The sequence below is a fragment of the Kutzneria buriramensis genome (genome assembly GCF_003387475.1).
GTDB lineage: Bacteria > Actinomycetota > Actinomycetes > Mycobacteriales > Pseudonocardiaceae > Kutzneria > Kutzneria buriramensis.
Genome location: NZ_QUNO01000012.1, coordinates 287,854 through 313,004, shown reverse-complemented (window position 1 = coordinate 313,004; position 25,151 = coordinate 287,854). Strand labels below are relative to the sequence as shown.

26 protein-coding genes are annotated in these 25,151 nt (G+C 71.2%); 10 read left to right on the top strand and 16 right to left on the bottom strand.

Going from position 1 to position 25,151, the window contains the following annotated elements:
• Positions 1-12: 12 nt before the first annotated feature.
• A complete protein-coding gene (recG, locus tag BCF44_RS33310) occupies positions 13-2,178 on the bottom strand; it encodes an ATP-dependent DNA helicase RecG (RefSeq protein WP_116178385.1) in 2,166 nt (721 codons plus the stop codon).
• Between the two features lie 72 nt (positions 2,179-2,250).
• Here recG and BCF44_RS33305 point away from each other — a divergent pair, with 72 nt between their 5' ends.
• Complete coding sequence (locus BCF44_RS33305; RefSeq protein WP_116178384.1) at positions 2,251-2,907, top strand: TetR/AcrR family transcriptional regulator; 657 nt, start codon at positions 2,251-2,253, stop codon at positions 2,905-2,907.
• Positions 2,908-2,979: 72 nt separating this feature from the next.
• Here the strand turns inward: BCF44_RS33305 and BCF44_RS33300 are convergent, their stop codons facing one another.
• Positions 2,980-4,158 (bottom strand): Glu/Leu/Phe/Val dehydrogenase dimerization domain-containing protein, encoded by a 1,179-nt coding sequence (locus BCF44_RS33300; RefSeq protein WP_116178383.1) that lies wholly within the window; start codon positions 4,156-4,158, stop codon positions 2,980-2,982.
• Between the two features lie 252 nt (positions 4,159-4,410).
• On the bottom strand, positions 4,411-5,988 hold the full coding sequence (locus BCF44_RS33295) for a DAK2 domain-containing protein (RefSeq protein WP_116178382.1): 1,578 nt from the start codon (positions 5,986-5,988) through the stop codon (positions 4,411-4,413).
• Between the two features lie 188 nt (positions 5,989-6,176).
• Here BCF44_RS33295 and rpmB point away from each other — a divergent pair, with 188 nt between their 5' ends.
• Positions 6,177-6,368: a 50S ribosomal protein L28 gene (gene rpmB / locus BCF44_RS33290; protein ID WP_043722728.1), complete on the top strand. Its 192-nt coding sequence runs from the start codon at positions 6,177-6,179 to the stop codon at positions 6,366-6,368.
• A gap of 60 nt (positions 6,369-6,428) precedes the next feature.
• Here the strand turns inward: rpmB and BCF44_RS33285 are convergent, their stop codons facing one another.
• A complete protein-coding gene (locus BCF44_RS33285) occupies positions 6,429-7,406 on the bottom strand; it encodes a bile acid:sodium symporter family protein (RefSeq protein WP_116178381.1) in 978 nt (325 codons plus the stop codon).
• Positions 7,407-7,507: 101 nt separating this feature from the next.
• Here BCF44_RS33285 and BCF44_RS33280 point away from each other — a divergent pair, with 101 nt between their 5' ends.
• Positions 7,508-7,720: a DUF2277 family protein gene (locus BCF44_RS33280; protein WP_116178380.1), complete on the top strand. Its 213-nt coding sequence runs from the start codon at positions 7,508-7,510 to the stop codon at positions 7,718-7,720.
• Between the two features lie 7 nt (positions 7,721-7,727).
• On the opposite strand, the gene BCF44_RS33275 is transcribed toward BCF44_RS33280, so the two are convergent.
• From BCF44_RS33275 to BCF44_RS33250, 6 genes are all read right to left on the bottom strand, one after another.
• Positions 7,728-8,405, bottom strand: a complete 678-nt coding sequence (locus BCF44_RS33275; protein ID WP_116178379.1) for a uracil-DNA glycosylase — start codon at positions 8,403-8,405, stop codon at positions 7,728-7,730.
• Between the two features lie 142 nt (positions 8,406-8,547).
• Entirely contained in the window at positions 8,548-9,522 is a 975-nt protein-coding gene (locus tag BCF44_RS33270; RefSeq protein WP_116178378.1) for a bile acid:sodium symporter family protein, read from the bottom strand.
• Entirely contained in the window at positions 9,503-10,354 is an 852-nt protein-coding gene (locus BCF44_RS33265; protein WP_116178377.1) for an isocitrate lyase/PEP mutase family protein, read from the bottom strand. Before BCF44_RS33265 ends, BCF44_RS33270 begins: the two co-directional genes overlap by 20 nt.
• Positions 10,355-10,690: 336 nt before the next feature.
• Positions 10,691-11,623: a hypothetical protein gene (locus BCF44_RS33260; protein ID WP_116178376.1), complete on the bottom strand. Its 933-nt coding sequence runs from the start codon at positions 11,621-11,623 to the stop codon at positions 10,691-10,693.
• A gap of 32 nt (positions 11,624-11,655) precedes the next feature.
• Positions 11,656-12,177, bottom strand: coding sequence for a gamma carbonic anhydrase family protein (locus tag BCF44_RS33255; RefSeq protein ID WP_116178375.1), 522 nt, complete (start codon positions 12,175-12,177; stop codon positions 11,656-11,658).
• A gap of 27 nt (positions 12,178-12,204) precedes the next feature.
• Positions 12,205-13,170, bottom strand: coding sequence for a thiamine-phosphate kinase (locus BCF44_RS33250; RefSeq protein ID WP_116178374.1), 966 nt, complete (start codon positions 13,168-13,170; stop codon positions 12,205-12,207).
• 96 nt (positions 13,171-13,266) lie between these two features.
• On the opposite strand from BCF44_RS33250, the gene BCF44_RS33245 reads away from it, so the two are divergent.
• Together BCF44_RS33245 and BCF44_RS33240 are read left to right on the top strand one after the other, a co-directional pair.
• Positions 13,267-13,500 carry an Lrp/AsnC family transcriptional regulator gene (locus BCF44_RS33245; protein WP_116178373.1) on the top strand — a complete coding sequence of 78 codons (234 nt, stop codon included), beginning with the start codon at positions 13,267-13,269 and terminating at the stop codon, positions 13,498-13,500.
• A gap of 12 nt (positions 13,501-13,512) precedes the next feature.
• The gene (locus tag BCF44_RS33240; RefSeq protein WP_246015867.1) at positions 13,513-14,079 is read left to right on the top strand and encodes a DUF3515 domain-containing protein; all 567 of its coding nucleotides are present in this window, start codon (positions 13,513-13,515) and stop codon (positions 14,077-14,079) included.
• A 16-nt stretch (positions 14,080-14,095) separates the two neighbouring features.
• Here the strand turns inward: BCF44_RS33240 and BCF44_RS33235 are convergent, their stop codons facing one another.
• Positions 14,096-15,178 (bottom strand): D-alanine--D-alanine ligase family protein, encoded by a 1,083-nt coding sequence (locus tag BCF44_RS33235; protein ID WP_116178372.1) that lies wholly within the window; start codon positions 15,176-15,178, stop codon positions 14,096-14,098.
• 127 nt (positions 15,179-15,305) lie between these two features.
• On the opposite strand from BCF44_RS33235, the gene BCF44_RS55835 reads away from it, so the two are divergent.
• The gene (locus BCF44_RS55835; RefSeq protein ID WP_170217873.1) at positions 15,306-15,956 is read left to right on the top strand and encodes a hypothetical protein; all 651 of its coding nucleotides are present in this window, start codon (positions 15,306-15,308) and stop codon (positions 15,954-15,956) included.
• Here the strand turns inward: BCF44_RS55835 and pdxR are convergent.
• A complete protein-coding gene (gene pdxR, locus BCF44_RS33225; protein WP_116178371.1) occupies positions 15,934-17,319 on the bottom strand; it encodes a MocR-like pyridoxine biosynthesis transcription factor PdxR in 1,386 nt (461 codons plus the stop codon). The two genes, BCF44_RS55835 and pdxR, sit on opposite strands and share 23 nt — an antisense overlap.
• A 56-nt stretch (positions 17,320-17,375) precedes the next feature.
• Here pdxR and BCF44_RS33220 point away from each other — a divergent pair, with 56 nt between their 5' ends.
• A complete protein-coding gene (locus BCF44_RS33220) occupies positions 17,376-18,017 on the top strand; it encodes a pyridoxamine 5'-phosphate oxidase family protein (RefSeq protein WP_116178370.1) in 642 nt (213 codons plus the stop codon).
• Here BCF44_RS33220 and BCF44_RS33215 read toward each other — a convergent pair.
• The 4 genes from BCF44_RS33215 to BCF44_RS33200 form a co-directional block, all read right to left on the bottom strand.
• Positions 18,007-18,477: a cysteine dioxygenase gene (locus tag BCF44_RS33215; RefSeq protein WP_116178369.1), complete on the bottom strand. Its 471-nt coding sequence runs from the start codon at positions 18,475-18,477 to the stop codon at positions 18,007-18,009. The two genes, BCF44_RS33220 and BCF44_RS33215, sit on opposite strands and share 11 nt — an antisense overlap.
• A gap of 132 nt (positions 18,478-18,609) precedes the next feature.
• Positions 18,610-19,725 (bottom strand): cystathionine gamma-lyase, encoded by a 1,116-nt coding sequence (locus tag BCF44_RS33210; protein WP_116178368.1) that lies wholly within the window; start codon positions 19,723-19,725, stop codon positions 18,610-18,612.
• Positions 19,722-20,732, bottom strand: a complete 1,011-nt coding sequence (locus BCF44_RS33205; RefSeq protein ID WP_116178367.1) for an NAD(P)H-dependent glycerol-3-phosphate dehydrogenase — start codon at positions 20,730-20,732, stop codon at positions 19,722-19,724. Before BCF44_RS33205 ends, BCF44_RS33210 begins: the two co-directional genes overlap by 4 nt.
• 1 nt (position 20,733) lies before the next feature.
• On the bottom strand, positions 20,734-21,468 hold the full coding sequence (locus BCF44_RS33200) for a lysophospholipid acyltransferase family protein (RefSeq protein ID WP_116178366.1): 735 nt from the start codon (positions 21,466-21,468) through the stop codon (positions 20,734-20,736).
• A 53-nt stretch (positions 21,469-21,521) separates the two neighbouring features.
• Here BCF44_RS33200 and cofC point away from each other — a divergent pair, with 53 nt between their 5' ends.
• The 3 genes from cofC to BCF44_RS33185 all read left to right on the top strand — a co-directional run bounded on the left by cofC (position 21,522) and on the right by BCF44_RS33185 (position 25,149).
• Positions 21,522-22,145: a 2-phospho-L-lactate guanylyltransferase gene (gene cofC, locus BCF44_RS33195; protein ID WP_116178365.1), complete on the top strand. Its 624-nt coding sequence runs from the start codon at positions 21,522-21,524 to the stop codon at positions 22,143-22,145.
• A gap of 30 nt (positions 22,146-22,175) precedes the next feature.
• Positions 22,176-22,364 carry a hypothetical protein gene (locus BCF44_RS33190; protein WP_116178364.1) on the top strand — a complete coding sequence of 63 codons (189 nt, stop codon included), beginning with the start codon at positions 22,176-22,178 and terminating at the stop codon, positions 22,362-22,364.
• Between the two features lie 70 nt (positions 22,365-22,434).
• On the top strand, positions 22,435-25,149 hold the full coding sequence (locus BCF44_RS33185) for an RNA degradosome polyphosphate kinase (RefSeq protein WP_342775674.1): 2,715 nt from the start codon (positions 22,435-22,437) through the stop codon (positions 25,147-25,149).
• Positions 25,150-25,151: the final 2 nt, after the last annotated feature.

Genomic DNA, 25,151 nt, shown 5'->3' with positions numbered 1-25,151 from the left:
TACAGGGAATTCCTAGCTCTTCTCCAGGTACTCGGCGCGGCCGGCGTCCACCACCTCCCGCACCATCTGCGCGAGGCCGGGGTGCTCGGCCAGGTCCGGGTCCTCGCCGACGACGCGCTGCGCCTCCTGCCGGGCCTCCTCGATCACGTCCAGGTCGTCCAGCAGGGACAGCATCTTCAGGCCGGACTTCATGCCGGACTGGGCGGCGCCGAGGATGTCGCCCTCGCGGCGCAGCTCCAGATCCATCTGGGCCAGCTCGAAGCCGTCGAGGGTGTCGGCGACGGCCTGCAGGCGCTGCATGGTGGAGGTGCCGGCCGGGATCTCGGAGACCAGCAGACACAGGCCGGCGGCGCTGCCCCGGCCGACGCGGCCGCGCAGCTGGTGCAGCTGGCTGACGCCGAAGCGGTCGGCGTCCATGATCACCATCACGGTCGCGTTGGGCACGTTCACGCCGACCTCGATCACCGTGGTGGCAACGAGAACCTGCACGTCGTTGGCGGCGAACGCCCGCATCACGGCGTCCTTGTCCTCGGGCGGCATCCGGCCGTGCAGCATGTCGACGCGAAGCCCCTTGAGCGGTCCCTCGGCCAGCTTGGGCAGCACGTCCATGACGGCCAGCGGCGGCCGCTGATCGGAGCCGCCTTTGGGCTCGGCATCCTCGTCGTCGCCGATCCGCGGGCACACCACGTACGCCTGATGCCCGGCCGCAACCTCCTCGCGGATTCGTTCCCACGCCCGCCCGAGCCACGCCGGCTTCTCCGCGACCGGCACCACCGAGCTGCGGATCGGCGACCGGCCCTGTGGGAGTTCGCGCAGCGCCGACACCTCGAGGTCGCCGTACACCGTCATGGCGACGGTGCGCGGGATCGGCGTCGCGGTCATGACCAGCACGTGCGGGCTGATGCCGTCGCCTGCCTTGCCGCGCAACGCATCCCGCTGCTCGACACCGAAGCGGTGCTGCTCGTCGACGACGACGAAACCCAGTTCCGCGAACGACACCTTGTCCTGGATCAGCGCGTGCGTGCCGACGACGATGCCGGCCGTGCCGGAGGCGATGTCGAGCATCGCCTGTCGACGCTGCGCCGTGTTCATGGAACCGGTCAGGAGCACCACGCGGGTCGCCTGCTCCGGCGCGCCCAGCTCACCGGCCGTCGCGAGATCGCCGAGCATGTCTCGCAGCGAGCGGGCGTGCTGCGCCGCCAGGACTTCCGTCGGCGCCAGCATCGCGGCCTGCCGGCCGGCGTCGACGACTTGCAGCATGCCGCGCAGCGCCACCAGCGTCTTGCCCGAGCCGACCTCGCCCTGCAGCAGCCGGTTCATCGGGTGCGTGCCGCCCAGCTCCTCGGCGAGCACCTCGCCGATCTCGCGCTGCCCGTTGGTCAGCTGGAACGGCAGCCGCTCGTCGAACGCGTCGAGCAGGCCGCCCGTGCGTCGCGGGCTCGGCGTCGCCGGCCGGGCCGCCGCCGACCGCCGGCGCTGGGCCAGCGCCAGCTGGATGGACAGCGCCTCGTCCCACTTCAGGCGGCGGCGGGCCTCGTCGATCGCCGCCTGGCTGTCCGGCAGGTGGATCAGCTTCAGCGCCGACATCAGGTCCAGCAGGTTGTGACCCTTGATCAGGTCGTCCGGCAGCGGGTCGACCACGCCGTCCCACATCTGGAGCACCTGCTCCACGCAGCGGGCGATGCTCCACGTCGGCAGGCCGCTCACCGCCGGGTAGACCGGGATCAGCTTGCGCGCGAAGGAGGCGATCGCCTGCTCGCCGTCCTCGTCGTCGAGCAGCTGGAACTCGGGATGGGCGAGCTGGACGGTGCGGTTGAACTTGCTCACCTTCCCGGCGAACAGCCCCCGCTTGCCCGGCACCAGCTTGTTCAGGTTCGGGATCTTCTGGGTGAAGAAGACCAGACTCAGCGGCCGCGTGCCGTCGGTGACGATGACCTCCGTCATCGTGCCGCGGCGGGCGCGCATCGGTTTCCTGGTCACCTTCGAGACGTCCGCGAGCACCGTCGCGTGCTCGTCCAGCTCGAGGCTCGCGATGGACGTCAGCTTGCCGCGCTCGTCGTAGCGGCGCGGGTAGTGCCGGAGCAGGTCGCCGACCGTCCGCAGGCCGAGCCCGTCGGCCAGGGCGTCCGCCGACTTCTTGCCCAGCAGCGGTTCGAGGGAGTCGTCGATGGCAGTCATCGGGTGCTATTCAACCCCTTGCCCCTGACACCGCTACTCTGACCGCCCGCCAACCCACCGAGGAGCCGCCCCATGCCGCGCCCCAGCGTCGAGGTCGAGCGGCGGGCGCAGATCCTCCGCGCCACCTGCCGGGTGATCGCCGAGAACGGGCTGCGCAACCTGCGGATCTCCGACGTCGCGCGGCTGGCCGGGCTGTCGGGCGGGACCGTGCACTACTACTTCGACACCAAGCAGGACCTCGCCCAGGCCGCCTTCGAGGACTGCTTCGAGCGGTCGCTGGAGCGCCGCCGCTGGCTGCTCGACTCCCGCGCCGACGCCGTCACCCGATTACGGCAGGTCGTCGACTCGTACGTGCCGGGCACCCCCGAGACCGTCGAGGCGTGGAAGGTCTGGGTCGAGCTGTGGGCCGAGAGCCCGCGGTCGCCACGGCTGCGCGAGCTCAACGAGCGCCTCTACGGCGAGTGGCGCCGCATCGTCGCCGCCATCGTCCGTGACGGCCAGGCCCGCGGTCAGGTCGCCGACGGCGATCCGCTGGTGCTGGCCAACATGCTCGTCGGCATGATCGACGGCCTGGCCGTGCAGGTGCTGGCCGGTTCGCAGAGCCTGACCGCCGACCGCATGCGCACGACCTGCCTGGAATTCGTCGATACCGTCCTGGCGGCCCAAAACAGCCCCCACCCTGTCCCGGGGAGGCGTGCCCGAGCCCAGTCTACCAGCGACAACGCCTAGTTGATCACTGCTGCGGCCCGCCTGTGGACAACTCGCCGGCGCTTGCCACCCTGTGGACAACTCGGCGTGCGCCTACGCCGCCGAGCCGAACTTGGCGTCGATGTCGCGGACGGCGAGGTCGGCTATGCGGGCGGCGGCGGCTCGGGGGGTGATGGCGGCGCGGTCCGCCTCGTCGAGGACGGCGGTGACGAGGCGGCGGGTGGTGCTGCGGATCTTGGCGAAGGCGCTTTCCGAGTCGGGCTGGACGTCGCCGAACAGGGTCCACCACGACCAGGTGTTGGAGGCGGAATTGGCGACGACGTCGGGGATCACGAGCGTCCCCCGCTGCACGAGCCGGCGCTCGGCCTCGGGCAGCACGGGCATGTTGGCAGCTTCGACGACGACCCGGGACCGCACCTGGTCGACGTTGCGCTCGTCGACGGCGTAGGACACGGCGGCGGGCACCAGCACCTCGGCGTCGACGTCAAGCCACTGGTCGCCGGGCAGCAGATGGTCGCCGGGCGCGAGGTCGTCCCGGTCGGCGACGCCGTGCGAGTCCCGCCCGCGCAGCAGCCGCTCGACGTCGAGACCGTCCTGATTGGCGACGATGCCCTTGACGTCGGCGATGCCGACCACGCGCACGCCGGCCTCGGAGAGGAACCGCGCGGTGGAGCCGCCGACGGCCCCGAAGCCCTGCACGAAGGCGCGCACCTCGCCGACCGGTAAGTGGAGCCGGTCGAGGGCGGTGAGCGCGGCCTCGGCGACGCCGCAGCCGCCGACGAGGTCCTCGAGCTTGAGCCCGCCGACCCGAACCTGGAAAGCCTTGCGCAGCCGGGCCCGCGCGGCGCGCTCGTCGTCCAGCAACGGATAGACGGCCTGGATCGACGAGGAGAAGCCGAGTTCGGCGAGCACCTTGTCGATCGTGGACTGTCGCAGCCCCAGATCCTCGCCCATGGTCCAGAACCGCTCGACGTACGGCCGCATCGCGGTCAGGTACCGGCGCAGCACGTCGGTCGCCCGCGGGTCGTACGGATCCCAGTCGATGCCGCCTTTCGCGCCGCCCAACGGGATGTACCGACCGGTCGGGTCGTAGTTCAGCGCCTCCTTGACGGAGACGCCGGCGGCCAGCCCGCGCACCTCGTCCAGGGTGCAGCCGGCGCGCATCCGCAGGCCACCGCTGCTCACCCCACGCACCAGGCGGTCGATCACGAGGTAGCCGTGGCAGCCGGTGACGGGGTCGGTCCAGGTGACCTGAAGGTAGGGTTCACGCACCTGGCCACCTCCTCGCTGGTGACGTGCGGATATGCAGGCACCGCACAGTTGACCCGACACCTGACTGATGTGTCAATCAACGCGCTCCGACCGCAACCGAGGTGTCAGCTGCCGGACACCATCGGCGCTGCCACACGCGGTGAGACGGCGGCGACGATGCGTGCGCACGCTCCCGTCCTGTCGCACTGGGTGATCGCATGATCACCATCTGAGTCCACAATGGACTATCCGGGCGAGACCATCCACAACGGACTACTCGACGCCGATCAGCGCCACGGTCTCCGGCTGCCCGCCGGGATATCCGGTGAGTTCCGCCTCGGGATGGCTCAGCCGCAGGTGCCGGCCCAGCTCGTCGTCGAGCGCGGCCGGGGCGTCCTCGCCGGCGAAGACGGTCACGAGTTCGCCGCCGGCGTCGAGCATCCGGTCCACCAGGCGGCACGCGGCCGCTACGAGGTCGGCGGGCGCGGGTTCGATCAGCACCACCTCGCCGTCGATCATCCCCAGGGCGTCGCCGGGCTGGCAGCGGCCGACCCACGTGATGGCCTCTCGCTTCGCGATGACCAGTTCGCCGCGCCGGGTCGCGGCCGCCGCCTCGGCCATCGCCACGACGTCGTCGCCGGATCGCCGGCTCGGATCGTGCACCGCGAGAGCGGCCAGCCCCTGCACCGGCGAAACGGTCGGCACCACCACGACATCCCGGCCGTCGCGTTCGGCGGCCGCGGACACGAGCTCGGCGAGGCCGGTGTCGTTGGGCAGCACCACAACCTGCGCGGCACAGGTCTCCGCGAACACGTCCAGCAGGTCGGTGACGGTCGGTTCGCGGCCGGCCCGCACCGGCAAGACGATGGCGCCCTCGGCGCGGAACAGCTCGGCGGCCTGCTCGCCGGCCACGATGGCGACGACGGCCCGGTCCCGCTCGAACCGGGCCTTCTCGTCGGCGAACCGCGTGACCTTGATCCGGTGCGGCCGGCCGTTCTCGATGCCGACCTCGATGGCCGCGCCGACGTCGTCACAGTGCACGTGGACGGACCACAGGCCGTGCCCGTCGCCGGCCACCACGACGCTGTCGCCGAGCCGGGTCAGCCGGTCGCGCAGCGACGGCTCGTCGGCCAGCCCGTCGAGCAGGTACATCACCTCGTACTCGAAGCCGCTGCTCTCGTGCATCAATGCGGACTTCGGCGCACTCAGCGGAGGCAAGTCGTGGTTTGTGTCACTGTCGACGCGTTCGGCGACCACCGTGGCCAGGGCGTCCAGGAGCAACAGCAGGCCGCGACCGCCGGCATCGACGACACCGCGTTCGGCCAGCACGGCGAGCTGGCGCGGAGTGTCCGCCAGCGCCTGCGCGGCGGCCTTCACGGCGGCGGACGCCACGTCGTCCAGCAGGTCGGAGCCGCAATCCTCGGCGGCGTCGGCTGCGGCCGTGAGCACGGACAACACTGTGCCGGCGACCGGCTTGGACACCGCGGCCGTGGCCAGCTGGTCGGCTCGGCGCAGGGCGGTCCGGAGCGCGGTCCCGGTGACGGTGCGGGCGCCCTCCCAGCTCTCCGCCAGGCCACGCAGCACCTGCGACAAGATCACGCCCGAGTTGCCGCGCGCCCCCGCCACGGCCCCCTTGGCCAGCGCCGACACCGCCGCGCCGGCCGCGTCCGCGGGGTCGTCGACCAGGGCGTCCAGCGCCGAGCGCATGGTGTGCAGCAGGTTCGTGCCCGTGTCGCCGTCGGCCACCGGGTAGACGTTGATCCGGTCGATGGCTTCGCGGTCCGCGTCCAACGCGCGCACCCCGGCCGCCGCCCACCGGCGGACCGCGTCGGCGTCCAGCGCCTCGAGCACGTCCTGCCCTCCTCTCACAGCCTCCGCGGCGAGAGTAGCGGGGCCGGTTTGGAGCGGCGCCGGATCACCGGTTACCCTGTTGTGGTTGCTCTGGTCCGTGGTTGGCCCGGATCAGCGCGTCCGTACCGGTGGCAACGCTGGCGTCGGATGCCACCTGAGGACCGAAATTACTTGAAGGAGTGTCTGACATGGCTGCCGTCTGCGACGTCTGCGGCAAGGGGCCGGGCTTCGGCATGTCGGTCTCGCACTCGCACCGCCGGACCAACCGTCGGTGGAACCCGAACATCCAGTCGGTGCGCGCCAAGGTCGCGCCCGGCCAGCGTGCGCGGGTCAACGTGTGCACCTCCTGCCTGAAGGCCGGCAAGGTCGTCCGCGGCTGAGGTTCGAGGCCAAAAATGCGGTGCGGGACTTCGTCCCGCACCGCATTTTTCTGTGTTCGATCAGGCGACGAGCGCCGGCTCCGGACTCGGCGCGGTCGTTCGGGCGAGGCGCTGAGCCAGCCAGGCGCAGACCATCAGCTGGATCTGGTGGAACAGCATCAGCGGCAGCACGATCAGGCCCACGCTCTGGCCGGCGAACAGCACGCTGGCCATCGGCAGGCCGCTGGCCAGGGACTTCTTCGAGCCACAGAACATGATCGTGATCCGGTCCTCGCGGGAGAACCCGAGCAGCTTCGGGCCGTACCAGGTGACCGCGAGCACCAGCGCCAGCAGCACGATGTTCACGCCGACCAGGGCCAGCAGGCTCGTCACGGACAGCTGGCCCCAGATGCCGGCGACCACTCCCTCGCTGAACGCCGTGTAGACGACCAGCAGCACCGAGCCGCGGTCGACCAGGCCCAGCACGGACTTGTGGCGGGTGACGAAACCGACCAGCCAGCGGCGGGCGAGCTGGCCGAGCACGAACGGCAGGAGCAGTTGCAGCGTGATGTCCAGCAGCGCGTGGCCGGAGAAGCCGCCGCCGCGGGTGGTCAGCAGCGTGCCGACCAGCAGGGGCGTCAGGACGATGCCGACCAGGTTGGAGAACGACGCCGCACAGATCGCCGCCGACACGTTGCCGCGGGCGATGGACGTGAAGGCGATCGAGGACTGCACCGTCGACGGCAGGCAGCACACGTAGAGCAGCCCGATGTACAGCTCCGGCGAGATCACGCCCGGCACCAGAACCCGTAGGGCCAGCCCGAGCAGCGGGAACAGCACGAACGTCGCCGCGAACACCAGGCTGTGCAGCCGCCAGTGCCTGACGCCGGCGAGCGCGTCCTGGGGTGACAGGCGGATGCCGTACAGGAAGAACAGGAGGCCGATCGCCACCGTCGTCGCGTCGCCGAACACCGGTACCGCCAGGCCTCGTGCCGGCAGCACGGTGGCCAGCGCGACGGTGCAGAGGATGGCGACGATGTAGGGGTCGATGCGGCGCATGCATCCAGGATCGATGCGGGCCGGCGATTCGGAAACACGCTAACCGCTCTGACTGTGTTCACAAAACGCGATAACGTCGGACCTCGTCGCACAATGGCCTCATGTGCCGAAGCATCAAGACGCTGCGTCCGCCGTTCACCGACCACGTCACCGACGCCGACATCCGCGCCGCCGCGCTCCAGTACGTGCGCAAGCTCTCCGGCTTCCGCCAGCCCGCCGCGCACAACGCCGCCGCCTTCAACGCCGCCGTCGAGGCCGTCGCCATCGCGACCGCGGAACTCCTGTCCTCGCTGGAGGTCCGCGGCCAGCACTGATGGTGGGTCAGGGCAGCTTCCACTCGATGGGCTGGACGCCCTGCCGGGTGAGGAGGTCGTTGGCGCGGCTGAACGGCTTGGAGCCGAAGAAGCCGCGGTCGGCGGACATGGGGCTGGGGTGGGCGGACTCGATGCACGGCACGCCGGACAGCAGCGGCGCGAGGCTGCGGGCCTGGCTGCCCCAGAGGATGGCGACCAGGGGGGTGTGGCGGGCGGCGAGGGCGCGGATGGCCTGCTCGGTGATCTGCTCCCAGCCCTTGCCCTTGTGCGAGGCGGGGCGACCGGGGGCGACCGACAGGCACCGGTTGAGCAGCAGCACCCCCTGCTCGGTCCAGGGCGTCAGGTCGCCGTTGGACGGCCGTGGCAGGCCCAGGTCGGACTCCATCTCCTGATAGATGTTGGCCAGGCTGCGCGGAATGGGCCGCACCTCGGGCGCCACGGAGAAGCTGAGGCCGACCGCGTGCCCGGGCGTGGGGTACGGGTCCTGGCCGACGATCAGCACCCGGACGTCGGCGAACGGCTGCTTGAAGGCGCGCAGCACGTTCTCGCCGGCGGGGAGGTAGGTGCGGCCGGCGGCGACCTCGGCGCGCAGGAAGTCGCCCATCGCGGCGATCCGGTCGGCCACCGGCTCCAGCGCCTGGGCCCAGCCGGCTTCGACAACTTCTGTCAACGGACGCGAAACCATGGCGCGAACTGTATCCGGCCGGTCTGACACTTCCGACGCGGACGAGCCGGGGCACCCGAGTGGCCCACTGGGGGTTGGGGGAAGGGGGCCGGGTGGGTGGTCGGTGGCCAGGACAGGACCCCGTGGACCACCCACCCGACCGTCAGGCGCCGGCCAGGGCGACGGCATCCCTACGGGCTCCGTACCGTCGCGCGAGCCAGGCGCAGACCATGAGTTGCAGCTGGTGGAAGAGCATCAGCGGCAGCACGGCGAGCCCCACGGTGGCGGCGGGGAACAGCACGGTCCCCATGGGCAGGCCGCTGGCCAGGGACTTCTTGGAGCCGCAGAAGACGATGGCGATCTCGTCCTCGGTGGCGAAGCCCAACCTCCGGGCGCCGAAGGTCGTCACGAGCATGACGGCGGCGAGCAGGAGCGCATTCACAACTAGCAGCACGGCCAGCGACCAGAGGGACAAGCGTCCCCAGATGCCGGCGACGACGCCCTCGCTGAAGGCGGCGTACACCACCAGCAGGATGGAGCCGCGGTCGACGTAGCCGAGGACCTTCTTGTGCCGGGCGAGGAAACCGCCGATCCACCGCCGCAGCAGCTGCCCGGCGACGAACGGCGCGAGCAGCTGCAAGGCGATGTCCCGCAGCGCCCCGAGTGAGAAACCGCCGCCGGTGAACAGGAACACGGTGACCAGCAACGGAGTCAGCACGATCCCGATGAGGTTGGAGAAGGAGGCACTGCAGATGGCAGCGGCGACGTTGCCGCGGGCGATGGAGGTGAACGCGATGGAGGACTGCACAGTCGACGGCAGGCAGCACAGGAACATCAACCCGGCGTACAGCTCCGGGGTGAGCGCCCACGGCACGAGCAGCCGGCACGCCAGGCCCAGCAACGGGAACAGCACGAACGTGGATGCGAACACCAGGCCGTGCAGCCGCCAGTGCTTGAGGCCGTCGATCGCCTCACGGGTGGAAAGCCTTGCCCCGTAAAGGAAGAACAGCAGCCCGATGGCGATGGTCGTGGCATGGCCGAGGCCGGTGGCCACCGCCCCGCTCGCCGGGAGCAGCGAGGCGACGGCCACCGTCAGCAGCAACGCCACGATGTACGGGTCAACCCGCAACCGGGACATGGTGCCGAGAGATGTTGCGCTCCAACAGCTCGATCGACGCGGCGACGCCGACGTCGCCCTCGGCGACCTCGGGCAGCCGGCCGTCGTTGGCCCGCAGCTCCAGCAGCGCGTTGTCGATGGCGGTGTGCGCGGCGAACAGGCACGGCGTGGAGTAGATCGCCACGTCGACGCCGAGGTCCTCCAGCTCGCTCAGGGACAGCCGCGGCGACTTGCCGCCCGCGATCTGGTTGAACAGCAGCGGCTTGTCGCCGACCACCCCGCGCACCTTGCGGATCCAGTCGACGCTGCGCACGCCGTCGACCAGCAGCACGTCGGCGTCGGTGGCGGCCAGCGCCTCGGCCCGGCGCAGGATCTCCGGCTCCTCGGTGGCGTCGGTGCGGGCGACCACCACCATGTCCTTGCGGGTGGCCAGCACCAGGTTGAGCTTCTCGAGGTACTCCTCCAGCGGGAGGATCTGCTTGCCGTCCACGTGACCGCAGCGGCGCGGCCGCTTCTGGTCCTCGAGGATCACGCCGGACGCGCCGATGCGCTCCAGGTTCTCCACCACGTGGCAGGCGACCTCGGGGTCGACGTAGCCGTCGTCGATGTCGACGAGCAGGTGGTGCTGCGGGAACGCCAGCCGCAGCCGCTGCACGAAGTTGACCATGTCCGGCCAGGCGATGAAGCCGATGTCGGGCAGGCCGTAGTAGGACGCGGCGAAACCGAATCCGGAGACGAACATGCCGCCGTAATGCTGTGCGGCCAGCGACGCGGAGAACATGTCGAACACGCCGATGAGCGGCGTGATGTCGGCCCCGTGCACGTCGCGGCGCAGAGCGCTGCCGTAAGTCATGCGTGAACCCCTTTGAATGAGCGAAGACGTCTCATTGCCCCACAGTGAGATGCATTCCGACCGCGAAGGTCAAGAGAACATTACCTTGACCGCCATCGCCGACGGTAGTGAGCGGAGATCGGGACGACCAGCGTCCAATCGGGCAAATCTTGCATGTGAGCGTCACTCACGGTAGTGCCGGGCCACCCGTTAGCGGCACGGATCGCCACACCGGAGAGCGGGCACGAAAAGATGTAATGGGAGACAGTAAAACTCAGGTAAAGGTTGTCAGAAGGGAGAGCCACCGATCGGCGTCACCATGATCCGACCGAGTGAGTCTCACATCGACTCAGAGTGTCAGCGCAGGCGTCCACTCACACGGGTGAGCACGACGGCCGGCCAATCTGCGCCGTAAAGAAGTATTTCGACGTTACCGGGCGCCTCGGGATCCATGCGCCACTTCTGCCGCACGGCGACCAGCGCGGCCAGCGGCCGGGTCGCCAGCCGGCGCGCGGCCCACGGCAGGCGGGCGTGCGCGAGCAGGGTGCCCTCGTCGGGATCGGCCAGCACGACCCGGGTCCAGTCGCCGCGCACCGGCAGCAGCCGCACGTCCGTCCAATCCGGACCGTCCTGCAACCACTTGGTCGCGAAGCCGGCCTTGCCGCGCAACCGCAGGCCGGTCAGCACCGGCGCGGTCGGGCCGGGCGCCTGGAACACGTGGCCGAACTGGCGCGGGCGCAGGAACTTGCGCCCCTTCGGCTGGTACGGCAGCGACAACGGCAGCACCTGCTCGCAGCCGTCCAGCACGAGCACGCCGTGCCGGCCGTGGTCGACGTCGCCGAGCAGAATCGCGGGCGCGGGCTCGCCGTCCACCCGCAGGCCACCGAAGTCGATGCCGTCGGGCACGCCGAACAGCTGGTCGACGTGCCCGCCCTGCTCGGCCGCGACGGAGATCTCCGGCATCGCCGGCCCACCCGGGCTGTACCAGCGCATCTGCGCGTACACCCGGCGCTGCGGCTCGCGGTGCGCGACCAGCGAGATCAGCTCGTTGCGGCGGGGTTCGCGGTTGCCGTCGTTGCGGATCAGGGACACACCGGTCGCACCGAGCGCGGCCGCGGCGCCGATCAGCACCAGCCACAGCGGCAGCCAGCCGGCGACGAGGACCAGGGCCAGGGCGCCGACTACGCGTAACCAGACAGGCACCCGCGAGTGGGTTATTGGCGGCGGCGCGTCGAACCGTGCCGGCAACACCAGCTCATCTGGTAACGCGTCGTCCTTGGCGGTGGCCACAACGCCCCTTTCCAGTGTCCCCCGGAAGGGTACTAGTCGAGGCGGCGAAGTCCTTGGCGATACGCCCGCGCGTTGCCGACATAAAGCTCGACGGCGGGCTTGGTCATGCCCTCCGGCGTCTCGTATCCCTCGCGGATCCGGGCCGGCACGCCCAGCGCCATCGACCGCGCCGGCACCACCCCGTCGAACGAGACCACGGCGCCCGCGCCGACGACCGCGCCGTCGCCGACGGTGGAACCGTTGAGCACCACCGATCCCGAGGCGATCAGGCAGCCGTCGCCGATGGTCGCGCCCTCGATGTGGGCGTTGTGGCCGATCACGCAATCGGAGCCCACGACCGTGGGGTGGTACATGGTGCAGTGCAGCACAGTGCCGTCCTGGACGCTGGTGCGCTCGCCGATGGTGATCGTGCCGTAGTCACCGCGCAGCACCGCCTGCGGCCACACGGTCGAGTCGGCGCCGATGGTCACCGAACCGATGACCGTGGCGTCCGGGTGCACGTAGGCATCCGGGTGAATGGACGGGACCTTGTCACCGAGCGCGTAGATCGCCACCGAAGATTTCCTTTGCTGCCAAAAGGGTCAACGCCAGTGTTCCCAGCCGGAGGTGCCCTCGTACGGCCGGCCGTCCACGGTCACGCCCGCGCCGCGGCGCACGGTGCCGATGGTGGCCCAGCCGTCCGGCACGTCCGCCGGCTCGGGGAAGGTCGCGGCCAGCGCGTGGTCCTCGCCGCCGGTGAGCACCCAGTGCCGCGGGTTCGCGCCCAGCGCCGAGCCCACGTCGATCAGCCGCTGGTGCACGGGCAGCAGGTCGGTGCGGATGTCGATCGCCACGCCCGAGGCGTCCGCGATGTGGCCCACGTCACTGAGCAGGCCGTCGGACACGTCCAGCATCGCCGACGCCCCAGCCTCGGCCGCCTGCGGGCCGGCCGCGTACGGCGGTTCCGGCGCCTGCTGCGCGCCGACGATCGCGACCGGCGACCGGAAGCCGCGGCCGAGCACCGCGAGACCGGCCGCCGCCCACCCCAGCCGCCCGCACACCGCGAGCACGTCGCCGGGCGCGGCGCCCGAACGGGTAACCGGAGCCAGTCCGCGCATGTCACCGAGGGCTGTAATCGATATCACTACGTTCGGGCAGCTCACCATGTCCCCGCCCACCACTCCGGCGCCGGCCCGGCGAGCCTCCGCCCACAGCCCGTCGGTGATGCCGTCGACCAGCGCGGTGGGGGTGTCGGCGGGACACGCGAAGCCCACCAGGAGCGCCGTCGGGGCCGCCCCCATGGCCGCCACGTCGGCCAGGTTCACCGCCGCCGCCTTGCGTCCGACCTGCTCGGGAGTCGACCAGTCGAGTCGGAAGTGGACACCCTCGACGAGCACGTCCGTGCTGGCCACCACCCGACCGTCGGGGGCGGCCACCACCGCGGCGTCGTCGCCGGGGCCGAGCAGGGTCGAGGAGGGCTGCGCGCGTCCGCGAGTAACCCTCCTGATGAGACCGAACTCACCCACTCCGGCGACCGTGTCCGCGTCTGGGGGCGGCTCCGGGCGCAAGATTCCCTCCGATCATGAGCAGTCGGAACCCCGACTGAGGTACGTTCTGGCCACGTTCCTACCCCGTGCCGGCTGATCGAGACGAAGGGGCGCGCCGTGGTCCACGCGTACATCCTGATCCAAACCGAGGTCGGAAAGGCGGCTGCGGTGGCAGCTGAGATCTCCGGCATACCGGGCGTCACCACGGCGGAGGACGTCACCGGCCCCTACGACGTGATCGTGCGCGCCGACGCCGACAGCGTCGACCAGCTCGGACAGCTGGTGGTGGCCCGGATCCAGAACGTGGAGGGCATCACCCGGACCCTGACGTGTCCGGTCGTGCACCTGTGATGGAGTAGCGGGGTGAGCGTCACCCCGTCCAAGCCCGTGCTGGCCGTCGCGATCGGCCTGCCGGCGCTGCTCGCCGTCGTCGTGGCGGTGATCGGCGTGGCCGGCGGGCCGACCGCGGCGCCGCCGGCGCCCACCCCCACCGACGACCGCACCGGGCCGCTGGCGCTGGTCTCGGTGGACGCCCCCGACGCCGGCAAGCCCGCCTGCGCCGAACTGCTCAAGGCGCTGCCGCAGCAGGTCACCGACGCCGGCGCCAAGGTCCCGCGGCGGGAGCTGGCCAAGCCCGCACCGCCGTCGACCGTCGCGTGGGGCGACGCCCAGCACGAGCCGATCGTGCTGCGCTGCGGCATGGGCAAGCCTCCGGAGCTCACGCAGACCGCGCAGCTCGGCACCGTGAACGGCGTGCAGTGGCTGGACGTCGTCGGCGACGCCGGCACGGTCACGCACTACGTCGTGGACCGTTCGGTGTACATCGCGCTGACCGAGGCCAAGGACGCCGGCACCGGTCCGGTGCAGCAGGTCTCCGCCGCCGTCACCGCCACCCTGCCCCCGCAACCGATCTCCCCGAATCCAGGCTGATGACGCAGGGAAGACGTCAGCGCAGGCCCGTGCCTCGGGCGATGGCCGTCTCGATGAGGGTGCTCAGCAGCGTGGGGTAGTCGACGCCGGTGGTGGCCCACATTCGGGGATACATGGACACCGGGGTGAAGCCCGGCATGGTGTTCACCTCGTTGATCACCAGCTGGTTGTCCGGGGTGACGAAGAAGTCGACCCGGGCCAGGCCCTGGCAGTCCAGCGCGGTGAAGGCCCGCACGGCCATCTCCCGCAGCCGCGCGGCGAGTTCGTCGTCCAGCTTGGCCGGGATGTCGAACTCGCAGGCGTCGTCGGTGTCGAGGTACTTGGAGTCGAAGTCGTACCAGTCGATCTTGTCGCTGACCATGCGGATCTCCGCCGGCACCGACGCCTCGACGCGGCCGTCCGGGAACTCGAGGACTCCGCACTCGACCTCGCGCCCGACCACCGCGGCCTCGACGAGCACCTTGGGATCGACGGCGCGGGCGAACTCGATCGCGGCGTCCAGGTCGTCCCACGACGTGACCTTGGAGATGCCGGTGGACGAGCCGGCGCGGGCCGGCTTCACGAAGACGGGCAGCCCCAGCCGGTCCCGCTCCGCCTGCGGCAGCGTGGTCTGCCCCCGCTTGACCACGGCGTACGCGCAGTTCGGCAGGCCCTCGGCGGCGAGCAGCTTCTTCGTGTACTCCTTGTCCATCGCCACGGCGCTGGCCAGCACGCCGGGGCCGACGTAGGGGATGTCGGCCAGCTCGAGCAGGCCCTGGATGGTGCCGTCCTCGCCGTACGCGCCGTGCAGCACGGGGAACACCACGTCCACCTGCGCCAGCGCCTCGCCGCCGCGCCCGGGCTCCAGCGTGACCAGGTCGTGGTTGACCAGCGTCAGCTCGGCGCCCTTGCCGACCTCGGGCATCTCCCGGCCGCTCAGCGCCAGCGCCTCGGCCGAACCCAGCACCCAGGCGCCGTCGGTGGTGATGCCGACCGGGACCACCTCGTAGCGCTCCTGGTCCAGGTGGCGGAGCACGCTGCCGGCGGACACGCACGACACGCCGTGCTCGGTGCTGCGGCCGCCGAACACCACGGCGACACGAATCCTGGGCTGGTTCATAGGCAGCGACCATACCCGTCACGCGGTATGCGGCGTCCGGCGCGCGTTGTGGCACCACCACCCCTGCCCCACCCCTAGGGAGCTTCACGGGTTCACACAAATGTATAGATCCGTCAGACTCGGTGCCATGACCAGGAAAACGTGGCGACAACTGACCGTCTGGCTGCACGTCCTGACCGCCGTCGGCTGGATGACGCAGGCGCTGGCGCTGCTCAGCCTGCTCGCACTCGCGCTGGCCGATCCGGTGCAGCGGCCGGCGGCGATGGCGATGGCGGCGCGCCTGGACTGGACGGTGCTGGCGCAGCTGGCCAACATCGCCGCCTTCACGGGTCTGATGCTGTCGGCGGCGACCCCGTGGGGCTTCGTCAAGCACTGGTGGGTTGCCGTCAAGTTCGCCATTACGCTGCCGCTGCTGAACATCTGCGCCGTCGTGCTGGCGCCGCTGATCCGCGACGGCCAGGCCCCAGGCCTGCTCGCCGCCACGGCGGTCGTGCTGGCGGTCGCGCTGGGCTACCAGACATGGCTCTCCGTGGCCAAGCCGTGGGGCCGCACCCGGTGGTACAGCATGCAGGAGACCGCGCCGGCCTGGGTGTTCGCGGCGACGATCGTGGTGGCCTTCGCCGACATGGCCATCGGCTACGCCGTCTCGTTCCCCACGCCGACGATCTCGCTGCTGTTCCTGCTCGGATACGTCGCCTACGCGGCAATCCAGCGGCGCTCGACGGCCCGTGTCAATCCGCTGGCCACCTCGTCGACTACGTGGCGAGCAGCTCGATGAGCGGCGGCAGCACGCTGATCAGCTGGTCCCGCGAGCAAGCGGTGTAGCCGATCGCGACGCCGTGCCAGCGCGACGGGCCGGCGTGGTGCCGCTCGAGGCCGTCGATCTTGACGCCGAGCCGCGCCGCCGCCCGCACCACGCCCCGCTCCTTCTCCACCGACGGCAGCAGCACCACCACGTGCGAGCCGGCGTCGTCGCCGAGCACCGGAATGCCGGCCGTGCGAAGGGCTTCCACCACCAGCACCCGCCGCTCGGACAGCTCGCGGCGCAGCCGCCGCAGGTGCCGGCCGAGATCTCCGTTGCGGGCCAACTCCACCAGCACCCGCTGCCCGGCCGGCGCGGGGCCGGTGCCGGTGCGTTCCCGGTGGGCCAGCAGCGCGCCGGCCACCGCCGGCGGCGCGACGAGCCAGCCGGCGCCGAGCGTCGGCGTGAGGATCTTGCTGGTGGTGCCGAGGTGCACGACGACGTCCGGCGCCAGCGCGGCGAGCAGCGGCAGCGGGGCGACGTCGTAGCGGAGTTCGCCGTCGTAGTCGTCCTCGATGATCAGCAGGCCGTCCCGGCGGGCCCGTTCCACCAGCGCCACGCGACGGGCCGCCGGCAGCCGGCTGCCCAGCGGGTACTGGTGCGCGGGCGAGCAGTAAAGCGCCCGTACGCCAACGGGAATCTGGTCGACGAGCAGGCCGTCCTGGTCGAGCGGCACGGGCAGCACACGGAGCCCGGCGGCCTGCAACGCGCCGACCGCCCGCTGGTAGCCGGGATCCTCGACGGCGACGGCGTCACCGGGCCGGAACTGGCTCAACGCCAGCTCGGCGACCGCCGACGCGGTGCCGCTCGTGGCGAGCACCGCCTCGGTCGCGAGGCCGCCTCGGATTGTCAGACCACGGTGCCGCAGCAGGTGTTCCGCCACCGCCTCGCGGTACTCCGGCAGCCCCGCGGGCATGTGCCGGACCATCGGCTCCGCGTCCGCCGCCGACCGCCAGGCCCGCCGCCAGGCGGCGCGGTCCAGCCCGCCGACCCAGGGCCGGCCCAGTTCCAGCGAAACGACGTCCGCCTCGGGGGCCTCGGTCCGCGCGCGCTCCGCGGGCACCGGTGAAGATCCCGGTGGCGCGGTCGTCACGTACGTGCCGGAGCCGTGCTTGCCGACGATCCACCCCTCGGCGAGCAGCTGGTCGTACGCCGCCGAGGTGACGGTGCGGCTCACCTTGAGGTGGCTGGCCATGGTGCGGGTGGACGGCAGCCGGTCGCCGGCCCGCAGCTGGCCCGCGGCGGCGGCCGCGCGCAGGGCGTCGGCCAGCTGCACGGCCAGCGGGGCGCGGGACTCGCGGTCCAGCCGAATCAGCAGCGCGTCGTCGGATTCCGGCAAATTGGCCTTCTCAAATCGGGAAGCAGTGGCACTTCCATGATGCCACTTCCCGATCGATGCTGGTGAACGTGAGCCGAACACCACTGTCACCGACACCACGGACCCTCGTCAACCGACATCGGGAACGCGGCCAGACCGACCGCGCCGCGCTCGACGACGTGCTCGACTCGGCGCTGATCTGCCACCTCGGCGTGCTCTACGACGGCCAGCCCGTGGTGTTGCCCACCGGCTACGGCCGCGACGGCGACACCCTCTACATCCACGGCTCCTCCGGCGCCAAGAGCCTGCGGCCGGGCCCGGTCTGCGTCACCGTGACGATCGTCGACGGCATCGTCTACGCGCGGTCCGTGTTCCACCACTCGATGAACTACCGCAGCGCCGTCGTGCTGGGCACGACCCGCCTGGTCGACGACCCGGACGAGAAGATGCACGCCCTCGCCGTCGTCACCGAACACCTCGCGCCCGGCTCCTGGGACCACGCCCGGCTGCCCACCAGGAAGGAGCTGGCGGCGACGAACGTGCTGGCGCTGGACCTCACGGAGGCGTCGGTGAAGATCCGCAACGCGCCGCCCAGCGACGACGACGAGGACGTCGAGGCCAACACCGCCTGGGCCGGCGTGCTGCCGCTGACCATGGAGTGGGGCGTGCCGGAGTCGGCGTCCACTCTGCCCGTGCCGGAGCACGTGCTCAAGCGGTGACGGGCCCCTCGACCGGGTCGAGGCGGTACGGCGTCATCCGCTGACGGGTCGGCCCGAACACGTGGAGGCTCACCGCCGGGTCCTCCCCGGCGTTGCGCATCTGGTGCACGTAGTTCGGGCCGAAGACCCGGGACTGGCCGGCGTGCAGCACGTGCAGCGCCTCGCCGGCGTGCCCGGGCCGGCCGACCAGCTCGGTCAGCACGCCCTGCACCACGGTGAACGCGCCCTCGGCGCCGCCGTGGTCGTGCAGCTCGGCGCCCTGCCCGGGCAGCCAGCTCATCAGCCACACCTCATAGGTGGGCGTGCTCTGCACGAGCGCGGTCCAGCGCTCGACCGGGTCGTAGCGGAGCAGATGCGCCCAGCTCGCACGGTCGGCGAGGACATCGCGGACGATCTTGGTGGGCTGCTGCGGCGCGACACGGGCGGCCGACAGCACGGTGTTTTCCGGAACGGCGAACATGATGAACTTGTGTCTTCCTGTGGGCTCGGGTGAGGTGCGAGGCAGATCACCAGGGAAGACACAGCGCGCCACAGACCCGGCAGAGGTCGATGTGACCCCGCCGTTCGGTCATGGCACGCAGCAACACGCCGACTATTGAACCGGCCCCCCGACGGCCCGGTCAAGCGCGTCCACCACGTCGTGTACCAGATCGTGGGAATCCTCCAGGCCGGCCGAGAACCTGACCAGACCCTCGGGCACCGGGTCGCCCCAGTGCGCCCGCCGGTCCGCGGTGCTGTGCAGGCCGCCGAAGCTGGTCGCGGCCGACACCAGCCGGCTCTCCCGCACGAACCGCGTCACCAGCTCGGCCGAGGCCAGCTCGAACGTGAAGACCCCGCCGAACCGCCGCATCTGCCGGGACGCGATCGCGTGCGACGGGTCGTCCGGCGATCCCGGCCAGCGCACGTCGGCCACCGCCTCGTGCCCGCGCAACTTCGCCACCAGCGCGGCGGCGTTCTCCGCCTGCCGCGCCAGCCGGACGTCCAGCGTGCCCAGGCCGCGGTGCACCATCCACGTCTCGAACGGGCCGGGGATCGCGCCGCTGACCGTGCGCTGCCGCTGCAACTCCGTCCACAGCGCCTCGTCCGTCACGGAGACGTGTCCGAAAAGGACGTCGCTGTGGCCGGCGACCGCCTTGGTGTCGCTGGCCACGGACACGTCCGCGCCGAGCTCCAGTGGTCGCTGACCAAGAGGCGTCGCGGTGGTGTTGTCCACGGCGACGAGCGCGCCGACGGCGTGCGCCAACTCGGCGATCGCCGCGATGTCGCACACGTCCAGGCCCGGATTCGACGGCGTCTCCAGCAACACCAACCGCGCCCCGGCGACGGCCTCCGCCGTCCAGGGGCCGACGGTCGGCACCTCCCGCACCCGGACGTCCAGGCCGGTGAGGAAAGTCCGTACCAGGTAGTAGCCGTCGGACGGCACGACGAGCAGGTCCCCCGGCGACAGCAGCGTCCGCAGCAACGTGGTGATCGCCGCCATGCCGGAGGGGAACACAGTGCACAGGCCGCCGTCGAGCGCCCCGATCGCCGACTCCAGCGCGCGCCAGGTCGGATTGCCGGCGCGGCCGTAGAAGTCGTCGGCGCCGGGGTGGCCCGGGCTGAGGTGATACGGGGCGGCGAGCACCGGACCGGCGAGGAACGGTTGCCCGGCAACCGGTTCGGTCGAACCCGCGTGCACGCACCGCGTGCCGTCGCCCCATTCGGTCATGAACGTTCCGCCTTTTGCGCTCGGCCCAGCAGTTCCGCAGCCATCTGGCGAGGGTCGAGGCTCTCGTGGCAGACCCGGTGCACCCCGTCGGCGATCGGCATGTCGACGCCATGCGCCGCGCCCAGTTCACGAATGGACGTGCAGGACTTCACGCCCTCGGCAACCTGCCCGTGCGTCGCCTCCTGCGCCTGCGCAAGCGTTTCCCCCTTGCCCAGACGGGCGCCGAAGCTCCGGTTCCGCGACAGCGGCGAGGAACAGGTCGCCACCAGGTCGCCCAGGCCGGCGAGTCCGGCGAACGTCAGCGGATCCGCGCCCAGCGCAGCGCCCAACCGGGCGGTTTCCGCCAGTCCGCGCGTGATCAGCGACGCCATGGTGTTGTCGCCGAAGCCCATGCCGTGCGCGATGCCGCACGCCAGCGCGATCACGTTCTTGCACGCGCCGCCCAGCTCGCAGCCGACGACGTCGGTGATGGTGTACGGCCGGAAGTAGCCGTTGGCGCTCGCGCGCTGCACCGCCGTCGCCCGCTCATGGTCCGTGCACGCGACGACGGTCGCGGTCGGCTGCTGCGCGGCGATCTCCATCGCCAGGTTCGGCCCGGACACCACCGCGACCCGATCCGACGACACCTGCGCGACCTCGGCGACGACCTCGCTCATCCGCTTGCCGGTGCCGAGTTCGATGCCCTTGGCCAGGCTGACCAGCGTCACGTCGGCCGGCAGCAACTCCCGCCACTCCGCGAGGTTCGCGCGCAGCGTCTGGCTCGGCACGCCCAGCACCACGGCCTCGGCCCCGTCCAGCGCGAGCCGCGGATCGGTGGTGGCGCGCAGCGACTCCGGCAGCCGGATGCCCGGCACGTACGCGTGGTTCAGCCGCTGGTTGTTGATCTCGTCGGCGACGTCCGGCCGGCGCGCCCACACCACCACGTCGCGGCCCGCGTCGGCGAGCACCTTCGCGAAGGTGGTGCCCCACGACCCGGCCCCCAGCACCGCGATGCGCTGTAGCTCCACGTCACTCCCCGTTCTGCTTGGCCTTGACCGGGGAGTAGAAGCCCTCCGGAGCGTGCTCGCCGCGCGCCTGCTCGAGCAGTTCCTTGACCCGCCCCATCAGCAGGTCCGTCACCTCGCGCAGCACCTGCGCGGTGACCGGCTGGTCCCGGTAGGCGGACAGGTCGATCGGCTCGCCCAGGACCGAGGTGACGGTCTTGCGCGGGAACGGCCGGAACTTCTTGTTGTAGCCGTCGTAGAGCGCCCGGGTGCCCCAGCGCGCGGCCGGGATCACCGGCACGTCGTTGGCCAGCGCCAGCCGGGCCGCGCCGGTGCGGGAGGCCATCGGCCAGCCGTCCGGGTCCTTGGTGATCGTGCCCTCCGGGTAGATCACCAGCAGCTTGCCCTGCTCCAGGCCCTTGCTGGCGACCTCGAGGCTCTCCTTGGCCGCGCGCAGGCTCTCCCTGGCGTCACCACCGCGGTAGACCGGGATCTGGCCGGCGCCGACCAGAACCTTGCCCAGCACCGGGACCTTCCACAGCGAGGCCTTGGCCATGAAGCGCGGCACCCGCTCGTTGTTGTGCACAAGGATGGCGTCGAACACCGGGTCGAGGTGCGACACGTGGTTCATCACCAGCAGCACGCCGCCGTGCCGGGGCAGCTTCGGCCCCTTGTTCACCCGTCGCGCCAGCAGCTTGACCGTCGGATACAGGACGATGGCGCACATCCTGATCCACGGCCCGCCCTTCTCCTTGCGCATCCGCTCTCCTCCACGCGTTCGAATTCGTCGGGCCGAGTCTGCATGATGGAGGGGTGCGGAGCTACCTCGACCTCGTGGTGCCGGTGAAGCGGCTGGACCGGGCCAAGTCCCGGCTGGTCGGCGCGGCCGACGGCGGCATCGGCGACCGGCGCGCGCACGCGGACCTGGTGGTGGCGCTGGCGCTGGACACGATCACCGCCGCGGCGGCCGCGGACGGCGTCGGCGACGTGGTGGTCGTCACGTCCGACCCGATGCTGACGGCGGTGTTGCGGGCCGAGGGAATCCGCTGCGTGCCCGAGGCCGAGCCGGGCCTGAACGAGGCGTACCGGCACGGAGCGTCGCTGCTCGGCCGGCACGTCGGCGCGCTCCAGGCGGACCTGCCGGCGCTGCGGTCGGAGGAACTGGCCGCCGCGATCGCCGCCGCCGACGGCAAGCGGGCGTTCGTGCCCGACCGCCAGGGAACCGGCACGACGCTGCTCATCGCGGCCCCCGGTGAGCCGCTGGATCCGCGCTTCGGCGTCGGCTCGGCCGCGGCGCACCGATCCTCCGGGGCGATCGAACTGATCGGCGACTGGCCCACGGTGCGCTGCGACGTGGACACCGAGGCGGACCTTTCGGTCGCGGCCGGCCTCGGGCTCGGGCCGCGCACCGAGCAACGGTTCCGGCTGTCGGCGTGATCCACAGTGGACCGCGCTAGGCTGGTCGACATGGAGCAGGCCACCGTGCACACCGTCCACCCGGACGGGTCGGCGACGGTGCTGCGTGACGACGGTGTGCTGGTCGACGTGCCCGCGACGGCCGTGGTTGCCGGCGGTTGGCGCGCGCCGCGGCCGGGTCAGCGGGTGACTTTGAGCCGTGTGGACGGCGTGACCTCGGTGATGAGGGCTCCTTCGTAGCTCTGGGTGTTCACCGTGTCGTTCCTCCCGAGCAGCGCCTTTTGCCTCGCTCTGGGGAACAATGGCCACCGTGTCTACGGAAACCAACGACGAGCAGGCCCCGGCCGAGCAGACCAAGCCCAAGCCCGCCACCGCCAAGGCGCGGCAGCCACGAGCGACCCCTAGGCGGACCACTACCCGTAGCACCGCGGCCACCGCCAAGGCCGCGGCGGAGACGCCGGCGCCCAGCCGGCGACGCACCACCGCGAAGGCGGAAACCACACCGGCAGCCAAGCCTCGCGCCCGTGCGGCGAAGGCGGCAGAACCCGAAGCCGTGAAGCCTCGGACGACGCGCGGCCGCGCGGCCAAGGCGGACGCGGCCGTCGAAATTCCCGTCGAAACGGCGAAGCCGACCCGGAAGCGGGCACCGAAGGCGGAAACCGCCACCCGCGGCGGTGCGACGAAGGCCGCACCCGCCGCGGCGAACGACACCGCCGAACCCGCGAAGCCGGCGCGCACCCGCGCGAAGGCCCCCGCGAAGCCCAGGACCCGAACGGCACGCGCACGGACCGCCGCGCCCGTCGTCGAGGCGAAGACGGAACCCGTCTCTCTGGTCGAGGGCAAGACCGCCGTCGTGACGCCGGTTCCGCCGGCTGAACGCACCCGGCTCCCTCGGCCCGATGGCCCGACCCACCGGGTCGTCACCCCGCCGGCCGTGACGGCCAAGCCGATGGACGAGACGGACCTGCCCGACGACCGCTACTTCAACCGCGAGCTGTCGTGGCTGGACTTCAACGCCCGCGTGCTGGCGCTGGCCGAGGACGCCTCGCAGCCGCTGCTGGAGCGGGCCAAGTTCCTGGCGATCTTCGCCTCGAACCTGGACGAGTTCTACATGGTGCGGGTCGCCGGCCTGAAGCGCCGCGAGGAGACCGGCCTGACCGTGCGCAGCGCGGACGGCCTGACGCCCAGCGAACAGCTGAGCCGGATCGCCGCGCGCACCCAGGAACTGGTCGACCAGCACGCGAAGGCGTTCCTCAACGAGATCCGCCCCGGGCTGGAGCAGCACGGGGTGCGCATCGTGTCCTGGCAGGACCTGGAGGAGGCCGACCAGCTGCGGCTGTCCAACTACTTCAGCGAGCAGGTCTTCCCGGTGCTCACGCCGCTCGCGGTGGACCCGGCGCACCCGTTCCCTTATATCTCCGGCCTGTCGCTCAACCTCGCCGTCACGGTGCGGTCGCCGGAGGGTGGCCCGGAGCAGTTCGCCAGGGTGAAGGTGCCGGACAACGTGCCGCGGCTGATCCGCGTCGAGGCCGACCGGCGCAGCGGCACCGCGACCTTCCTGCCGCTGGAGGAACTCATCGCCGCGCACCTGGGCGAGCTGTTCGCCGGCATGGACATCATCGAGTGCCACGTCTTCCGCATCACCCGCAACGCCGACCTGGAGGTCGAGGAGGACCAGGACGAGGACCTGCTCAAGGCCCTGGAACGGGAACTGGCGCGGCGCCGGTTCGGGCCGCCGGTGCGCCTGGAGGTCGGGGACGACATGACCGACCACGTGCTTCGCCTGCTGCTGCGGGAGATGGACGTGGAGCCGGACGAGGTCGTCGAGGTTCCCGGTTTACTGGATCTGTCGTGCCTGTGGCAGGTGTACGGCGTGGACCGCAAGGAGCTCAAGGACCCGCCGTTCGTGCCGGCCACGCATCCCGCGTTCGCCGACCGGGAGACGCCGCGCAGCGTCTTCGCCACGCTGCGGGACGGGGACGTGCTGGTGCACCACCCGTACGACTCCTTCTCCACCAGCGTGCAGCGGTTCATCGAGCAGGCCGCGGCCGACCCGAACGTGCTGGCCATCAAGCAGACCCTGTACCGCACCTCCGGTGACTCGCCGATCGTCGACGCGCTGATGGACGCCGCCGAGGCCGGCAAGCAGGTGGTGGCGCTGGTCGAGCTGAAGGCACGGTTCGACGAGGAGGCCAACATCAAGTGGGCCCGTGCGCTGGAGAAGGCCGGCGTGCACGTGGTCTACGGCCTGGTGGGTCTGAAGACGCACTGCAAGACGGCGTTGGTGATCCGCCAGGAGGGCTCCTCCATCAAGCGGTACTGCCACATCGGCACCGGCAACTACAACCCGAAGACCGCGCGCCTGTACGAGGACGTCGGCATCCTCACCGCGGAGCCGACGATCGGCGCGGACCTCACCGACCTGTTCAACGTGCTGACCGGCTATGCCCGGCAGGACAACTACCGCAGCCTCATGGTCGCGCCCTACGGCGTGCGGCGCGGCATCGTGCGGAGGATCGAGCAGGAGATCGAGCACGCGCGGGCGGGCCGCAGGTCGGGCATCCGGATCAAGGTGAACTCGCTCGTGGACGAACAGGTCATCGACGCCATGTATCGCGCGTCGCAGGCCGGCGTGCCGGTCGAGGTGGTGGTGCGCGGCATCTGCGCGATCAAGCCGGGCGTGCCCGGACTGTCCGAGAACATCACCGTGCGGTCGATCCTGGGGCGTTTCCTGGAGCACTCGCGGATCGTGCGGTTCGCCGGTTCGGACGAGCTGTGGATCGGCAGCGCCGACATGATGCACCGCAATCTGGACCGCCGGGTCGAGGTGCTGGTGAAGGTGACCGACCCGAAACTGGTCGCGCAGTTGGACAGTGTGCTGGATTCGACGATGGATCCGGCCACTCGGTGCTGGGTCCTCGCCCCGAGCGGTAACTGGGATCCGTCCCCGGCGGACGGTTCCCGTGTTCGCGACCATCAGGTCGAACTGATGAAACTGCACAGTGCGAAGGAACAGCAGGTGTGACT

What these genes read in the sequence shown, in the direction of transcription:
- recG (WP_116178385.1), bottom strand. Translation starts at nt 2,178, where the DNA reads ATGACTGCCATCGACGACTCCCTCGAACCGCTGCTGGGCAAGAAGTCG.
- BCF44_RS33305 (WP_116178384.1), top strand. Translation starts at nt 2,251, where the DNA reads ATGCCGCGCCCCAGCGTCGAGGTCGAGCGGCGGGCGCAGATCCTCCGC.
- rpmB (WP_043722728.1), top strand. Translation starts at nt 6,177, where the DNA reads ATGGCTGCCGTCTGCGACGTCTGCGGCAAGGGGCCGGGCTTCGGCATG.
- BCF44_RS33285 (WP_116178381.1), bottom strand. Translation starts at nt 7,406, where the DNA reads ATGCGCCGCATCGACCCCTACATCGTCGCCATCCTCTGCACCGTCGCG.
- BCF44_RS33280 (WP_116178380.1), top strand. Translation starts at nt 7,508, where the DNA reads ATGTGCCGAAGCATCAAGACGCTGCGTCCGCCGTTCACCGACCACGTC.
- BCF44_RS33275 (WP_116178379.1), bottom strand. Translation starts at nt 8,405, where the DNA reads ATGGTTTCGCGTCCGTTGACAGAAGTTGTCGAAGCCGGCTGGGCCCAG.
- BCF44_RS33270 (WP_116178378.1), bottom strand. Translation starts at nt 9,522, where the DNA reads ATGTCCCGGTTGCGGGTTGACCCGTACATCGTGGCGTTGCTGCTGACG.
- BCF44_RS33265 (WP_116178377.1), bottom strand. Translation starts at nt 10,354, where the DNA reads ATGACTTACGGCAGCGCTCTGCGCCGCGACGTGCACGGGGCCGACATC.
- BCF44_RS33235 (WP_116178372.1), bottom strand. Translation starts at nt 15,178, where the DNA reads ATGAACCAGCCCAGGATTCGTGTCGCCGTGGTGTTCGGCGGCCGCAGC.
- BCF44_RS55835 (WP_170217873.1), top strand. Translation starts at nt 15,306, where the DNA reads ATGACCAGGAAAACGTGGCGACAACTGACCGTCTGGCTGCACGTCCTG.
- BCF44_RS33220 (WP_116178370.1), top strand. Translation starts at nt 17,376, where the DNA reads ATGCTGGTGAACGTGAGCCGAACACCACTGTCACCGACACCACGGACC.
- BCF44_RS33215 (WP_116178369.1), bottom strand. Translation starts at nt 18,477, where the DNA reads ATGTTCGCCGTTCCGGAAAACACCGTGCTGTCGGCCGCCCGTGTCGCG.
- BCF44_RS33210 (WP_116178368.1), bottom strand. Translation starts at nt 19,725, where the DNA reads ATGACCGAATGGGGCGACGGCACGCGGTGCGTGCACGCGGGTTCGACC.
- BCF44_RS33200 (WP_116178366.1), bottom strand. Translation starts at nt 21,468, where the DNA reads ATGCGCAAGGAGAAGGGCGGGCCGTGGATCAGGATGTGCGCCATCGTC.
- BCF44_RS33190 (WP_116178364.1), top strand. Translation starts at nt 22,176, where the DNA reads ATGGAGCAGGCCACCGTGCACACCGTCCACCCGGACGGGTCGGCGACG.